7 protein-coding genes are annotated in these 5721 nt (G+C 64.4%); 1 reads left to right on the top strand and 6 read right to left on the bottom strand.

The window, feature by feature from the left end; translation table 11 throughout:
• From ACXJ7R_RS23490 to phnG, 4 genes are all read right to left on the bottom strand, one after another.
• Nucleotides 1-810: alpha-D-ribose 1-methylphosphonate 5-phosphate C-P-lyase PhnJ (locus ACXJ7R_RS23490; RefSeq protein WP_457153929.1), on the bottom strand; the 810-nt coding region annotated here is incomplete at its 3' end.
• Nucleotides 807-1919 (bottom strand): carbon-phosphorus lyase complex subunit PhnI, encoded by a 1113-nt coding sequence (locus ACXJ7R_RS23485; RefSeq protein WP_457153928.1) that lies wholly within the window; start codon nt 1917-1919, stop codon nt 807-809. The genes ACXJ7R_RS23490 and ACXJ7R_RS23485, both read right to left, overlap by 4 nt.
• A gap of 1 nt (nt 1920) precedes the next feature.
• Nucleotides 1921-2532, bottom strand: a complete 612-nt coding sequence (gene phnH / locus ACXJ7R_RS23480; RefSeq protein WP_457153927.1) for a phosphonate C-P lyase system protein PhnH — start codon at nt 2530-2532, stop codon at nt 1921-1923.
• A complete protein-coding gene (gene phnG / locus ACXJ7R_RS23475; protein WP_457153926.1) occupies nt 2532-2993 on the bottom strand; it encodes a phosphonate C-P lyase system protein PhnG in 462 nt (153 codons plus the stop codon). The genes phnH and phnG overlap by 1 nt, the downstream gene beginning before the upstream one ends.
• 120 nt (nt 2994-3113) lie before the next feature.
• Between phnG and phnF the strand changes: the two genes are divergently transcribed.
• Nucleotides 3114-3863 carry a phosphonate metabolism transcriptional regulator PhnF gene (phnF, locus tag ACXJ7R_RS23470; protein WP_457153925.1) on the top strand — a complete coding sequence of 250 codons (750 nt, stop codon included), beginning with the start codon at nt 3114-3116 and terminating at the stop codon, nt 3861-3863.
• A gap of 102 nt (nt 3864-3965) precedes the next feature.
• Here phnF and ACXJ7R_RS23465 read toward each other — a convergent pair whose 3' ends face one another.
• Entirely contained in the window at nt 3966-4982 is a 1017-nt protein-coding gene (locus tag ACXJ7R_RS23465; RefSeq protein ID WP_457153924.1) for a zinc-binding alcohol dehydrogenase family protein, read from the bottom strand.
• A gap of 74 nt (nt 4983-5056) precedes the next feature.
• A partial coding sequence (locus ACXJ7R_RS23460; RefSeq protein ID WP_457153923.1) for an ABC transporter permease occupies nt 5057-5721 on the bottom strand: 665 nt, incomplete at its 5' end.

Here is a 5721-nt window from a genome sequence, read left to right as displayed (position 1 = left end):
GCAGACGAACATGTGGCCGCCATGGTCGTCGAGGATGACTTCGTCGAGATAGACATTCTCGGCCGCGCACAGCGCGCAGGGCTGGTCGAAGGTCTGCACCTCGAACGGATGGTCCTCGAAGTCGAGGCTGACCACTTCGGTGAAGGGCGGCACGGCATAGATACGCTTTTCGCGGCCGGCGCCGAACAGCTGCAAAGCGGGCGAGCGGTGCATCTTGGGATTGTCGAATTTCGGCGTCGGCGACGGGTCCATCACGTAGCGGCCCTCGACCTTGACCGGATAGGCATAGGTGGTGGCGATGCGGCCGTGCCTGGCGATGTCCTCATAGAGCTTGACATGCATCAGGCCGTATTCCTCCAGCGCATGCATTTTCCGCGTTTCGGTCTCGCGCGGCTCGAGGAAGCGCAAGGGTTCGGGGATCGGCACCTGATAGACCAGCACCTGGCCCGCCGTCAGAGGATGCTCGGGGATGCGGTGGCGGGTCTGGATGATGGTGGCGCTGGCGGTATCGGTCGTCACGGCGACATTGGCGACCTTCTTGAAGAAGGCGCGGATCGAAACCGCATTGGTGGTGTCGTCGGCGCCTTGGTCGATGACCTTCAAGACATCGTCGGGGCCGATGATCGAAGCGGTGACCTGGACGCCGCCGGTGCCCCAGCCATAGGGCATCGGCATCTCGCGCGAGGCGAACGGCACCTGATAGCCGGGGATGGCGATGCCCTTGAGGATCGCGCGGCGGATCATCCGCTTGGTCTGTTCGTCGAGATAGGCGAAGTTGTAGGTGGCGATGTCTGTCGGTTGAGCGGTCATTCCGCAGCCTCCCTCTTGTCGTCCGCCTTCACCGGGTTTTCGCGGGCGTCATATTCGGCGCGCATGCGGCGCACGAGGTCGAGTTCGGCCTGGAAGTCGACATAGTGCGGGAGCTTCAGGTGCTCGACGAAGCCGGTCGCCTGGACATTGTCGGAATGCGAGATGACGAACTCCTCGTCCTGCGCGGCGGCGACGACATCTTCGCCGAGTTCCGAAGCGCGCAATGCCCGATCGCACAGCGCCATCGCCATCGCCTTGCGCTCGCTCTGGCCGAAGACTAGGCCGTAGCCGCGGGTGAATTGCGGCGGCGCCTTGGCCGAGCCCTTGAACTGGTTGACCATCTGGCATTCGGTGACCCGCACGGTGCCGAGCGGCACAGCGAACGGGAGTTCGGGCACATCCAGTTCCAGCTCGACCTCGCCGATGCGGATCTCGCCGACGAAAGGATGGTTGCGGGCATAGCCGCGCTGCGTTGAATAGCCGAGCGCCAGCAAGAAGCCCTCATCGCCGCGTGACAGCGCCTGCAGGCGGATGTCGCGCGCCATCGGGAATTCCAGCGGCTCGCGGGTGATGTCGCCGGGGACATGGTCCTGCGGCATCTCGCCATCCGGCTCGATCAGGCCCTCGCGAGCAAGGATCGCAGAAACGCGGGGCATGGCTTGCGCTTCCGTCTCGCGCTGCAGCGGCTCGGCGACGTCGCCGCCCGCGGCAAGCTCGGGGTCGAGCAGCCGGTGCGTGTAGTCGAAGGTCGGGCCGAGCAGCTGGCCGCCGGGCAGGTCCTTGTAGGTCGCCGAAACACGTCGCTCGACAAGCATGGTGGCGGTGTCGATCGCCTTGGAATACCCGAAGCGCGGCAATGTGGTGCGGTAGGCGCGCACCAGGAAGATCGCCTCGATCAGGTCGCCGCGCGCCTGGACGATGGCAAGCGCCGCCAGCTCGCGGTCGTAGAGCGAGCCTTCGCTCATCACCCGGTCGACGCCAAGCGCCAACTGTTCGACGATCTGGTCGAGCCGAAGGGCGGGCACCGAACGGTCGCCGCGCCGGCGGTCGGCGAGCAGGCTGTGGGCGTTGGCAATGGCCGCCTCGCCACCTTTCACCGCGACATACATCTCAGGCCCCCATCGTCTTGATGCGCGTTGTGCGCGGCAGACAGGCGACGCCATCCGATGTGGCGAGGATGATATCCACGCCGCGCGGGAAGCGCTTGATGTTCTGCTTCCACTGTTCGACGAAATGACGCGGAATCTGCGCCGGCGCGATCGTGGCACTGGTTTCGATGCCGGGGCCTTCGAGCAGCAGCGGGGCGCCCGAGGCGAGATCGCTGACCTGCAGGATCAGCGTGGTGGAGCGGTCGGGATAGTCCTGCGTGCCTTGCGAAAAACCGTCGAGCGCCATCATCTCGGCCGGCGTGGCGATCAAAGCGAAATGCGCATCGGCCGGCGTGTTGGCCAAGGGCGCACCTGTGTGGAAACCAAGCCAGGATTTGATCGCGGCGGAGGCCTGCAAAGCGGGATCGAGCCAGAGCGGGGTGTCGTTGTCGCAAAGCGCCAGCGCTACGGCGCCGGCGGTCGCTGAAAACGGCACCGGCGGGCGAGCGAAGGCGGGCAGGGGCCGTATGCTGCCCGGCCGCGCCATCGCCTCCATGATCGCGCGAAACACGGTCTGGGCGTTGAAGACCGGATCGGCGAAACCGCCTTCGATCGAATGCGCTGCGATCTCCATCAGTCTTCTCCGCGAACCATGGTGAAGAAATCCACCTTCGTTGCCGCCGTCTCGGCGCGGCGCCGTTCATGCGCCGTGGCCAGAGCCGACCGCAGAGGCGCTATGAGCCCGGTCTCGACCTCGGCGCGACGCGCCGGGTCCTGCCACAACGCGTCGGCGATCGCCGCCAGCCTTGCCTTCTGCTTGTCGCGGCCAAGCGCATAGCAGTGGCCGACCTGTCCGGACGGCAACCGGACAGTGGCGCGGGTAACCGTCGTCTCACCGACATTGAAGGGGGAGCCGCCACCGCCGATGCGGCCGCGCACGGTGACCAAGCCGGTCTCCGGGCCGCGCAGCAGCTCAGCTTCCGAGGGCAGCCCGGTAGCGTTCCAGAGCCGGACGACGTCATCGCCGCTGGATTGCGCCAGTGTCGCCATGGCGGCCTTGCGCTCGGCCTGGTCGCGGGCTTCCTGTCTTCGCATGAGCAACATTCCTCTTGGCTAAATTTGTCTATTGATATAGACAACTATACAAATTATACCTATTATCTATCGCGAGTCCATGACGGGTGGATGACAAGCAATGGGAGGCCGGGGCAATTAATGGTCGGGCAGCTGGAAGCGGACGGCATCGAGCGGCGGAGTGGTGTCTCGCTGTGGCGGCAGATCGCCGACAAGATCCTGCATGCGATCGCCATCGGCGATTTCGCCGAGAATGCAGCGCTACCGCCAGAGGTTGCGCTGGCCGAGCGCTATGGCGTCAACCGTCACACGGTGCGCAGTGCCATAGCAGCCCTTGTGCAGGAAGGGGTGCTGCGGGCCGAACAGGGACGCGGCACCTTCGTGCTGTCGCGCAAGCGGCTATCCTATCCGATCGGCGCGCGCACACGGTTTTCGGCAGGCCTGCAAGGGCAGGCGTCGGAACGGCATATAGTCCTGCTTGCCTCGTCGGTGGAGCCGGCCAGCCAGCGCGTCGCCGAGGGGCTGGGCCTAGCCAGGGGGACAAACGTGATCCGGCTGGAAACACGCGGCGAAGCCGACGGTCGCCCGGTGTCGCGTGCCGCGGGCTGGTTCGAGGCCAGGCGCTTTGCCGGCATCGATGCCGCCATGGCACAAACCGGCTCGATCACCGCGTCGCTGGCACGTTTCGGCATAGATGATTACTTGAGGCAATCGACCATGCTGTCAGCACGCCATGCCGATGCCGCCGACCTTGCCGACCTCGACCTGCAGCCCGGCGCAATCGTGCTGGTCACGGTCGCCGTCAACGTCACACCCGACGGCCAACCGATCCAGTTTTCCGAGTCGCGGTTCCCGGCCGAGCGGGTCGAACTCAAATTGTCGGCGTTGTGAGCCGAGACCGCCGGTTGCCTAGATTGTCGAATTCAATTCCCTTAGCGAAAGCGCTAAGCGCTTTTCCCGGGAAAACCGCTTCAAACTTTTCCAGGATTGCACTCATCCGACTTCTATCACAGCCTTGATCAGACCGGATTTCTCGTGTGCCCAGCGTGCGAGATCATGTGGCGTGCCGGCCAGCGTGGTGCGGTGGGTGACGAGCTTGGCCAATGGCACGGCGCCGTTGCGGATCGAGGCGGCGACGTGGTCGAAGTCGGCGCGCAACGCATTGCGACTGCCGATCAGGGTCATCTCGCGCTTGTGGAATTCCGGATCGGAGAAGGTGATGTCATCCTTGACAACGCTGACCAGCACCAGTGTTCCGCCATGCGCGACATGGGCGAAGGCCGACTGCACCGACTGGGTGTTTCCGGTGGCGTCGAAGACCACATCGAAGCCTTCGCCGCCCGTCGCTTGCCCGACCAGATCGGGCACCGCGCCGCGCGAACCATCGAGGGTCTTGAAACCGAGCTCGTTGGCGGCAAAGGCAAGCCTTTCGCTGCTCATGTCGAGCAGCGTAACGTCAAGCCCGGCGATGCCGGCGAAGATGGCCGTGCCGAGCCCGATCGGACCGGCGCCGATGACCAGCGTGCGGGCGCCGGGATCGGCGCTTGCGCGCCGCACTGCATGCGCGCCGATGGCCAGGAACTCGACAGCAGCGGCGTCGGACAGCGAAAGGCCGTTTGCCGGATAGAGATTTTGTGCCGGCACCAGAATCCGTTCGCACATGGCGCCGTCGCGATGGACACCGAGCACCTCGATCCCGACGCAGCAGTTCGGCTTGCCGTGCCGGCAGGCGATGCACTTGCCGCAGGAAAGATAGGGATTGATGACCACCGGCTCACCAGCGGAAAGTTCAACGCCTTCGCCGGTCTCGACGATCGTTCCCGACACTTCATGGCCCATGATGCGGGGATAGGCGAGGAATGGGTGCTTGCCTTCGAAGATATGATAGTCGGTGCCGCAGATGCCGACATGGCTGACAGCCACCAGCGCCCAGCCGGGAGGTGGCGCGCTCGGCGCCGGACGGTCTTCCAGGACGAGCTCACCAGGCGAGCGGCAGACGACGGCTTTCATGCTTCAATCCAGTTTGTCATGAAAATCGCCGGCCCATTTTCGTGACAGGGCCGGCGATCGATCTCAAATTATTGTCACTTGCTACCGCGGCGTCGCAGCCCGTCGAAATAGACGATGATGATGATCAGCGCGCCGGTGATGATGCGCTGCCAGAAGGCGTTGACGTTCAAGAGATTGGCGCCGTTGTTGATGGTGGCCAGAATGAAAGCGCCGAGCAGCGGCCCGTGCACCGAGCCGACCGCGCCGAACAGCGAGGTGCCGCCGATCACCGACGACGCGATCGCCTGCAGTTCCCAACCCTCGGCCTGGGTCGGGTTGCCGATGCCGATGCGCGAGGCCAGCAACACGCCGACGAACGCCGCGCAGAGGCCCGACAGTGTGTAAGCCATGTAGATGGTTCGCTGGACATTGACGCCGGACAGGCGCGAGGCCTCGGCATTGGAGCCGACCGAGAACAAATACCGGCCCCAACGGCTATGATGGAGGAAGATGTAGGCCGGAATGCCGACCAGGATCACCATCCAGAACAGGTTGGGGACGCCGAGGAAGGAGTTGCGCGAGAACTCCTGAAAGGCATCGTTGTTGATCGAGATCGAATTGCCGTTGGTCATCAAAAGACCGATGCCGCGCAACGACGTCAGCGTTGCCAGCGTGATGATGAAGGGCGGCAGCCCCATCTTGACGATGCCGAAGCCATGGAACAGGCCGATGGCGACGCCGACCAGCAAGGTGATAAGGA

The organism is Mesorhizobium sp. P5_C1 (genome assembly GCF_054049815.1).
This window is presented reverse-complemented; position numbering and strand designations above follow the sequence as displayed.

Excerpts from the sequence above, each read along its gene's own strand:
- ACXJ7R_RS23485 (WP_457153928.1), bottom strand. The coding sequence starts at position 1,919 with ATGTATGTCGCGGTGAAAGGTGGCGAGGCGGCCATTGCCAACGCCCAC.
- phnH (WP_457153927.1), bottom strand. The coding sequence starts at position 2,532 with ATGGAGATCGCAGCGCATTCGATCGAAGGCGGTTTCGCCGATCCGGTC.
- phnG (WP_457153926.1), bottom strand. The coding sequence starts at position 2,993 with ATGCGAAGACAGGAAGCCCGCGACCAGGCCGAGCGCAAGGCCGCCATG.
- phnF (WP_457153925.1), top strand. The coding sequence starts at position 3,114 with ATGGTCGGGCAGCTGGAAGCGGACGGCATCGAGCGGCGGAGTGGTGTC.
- ACXJ7R_RS23465 (WP_457153924.1), bottom strand. The coding sequence starts at position 4,982 with ATGAAAGCCGTCGTCTGCCGCTCGCCTGGTGAGCTCGTCCTGGAAGAC.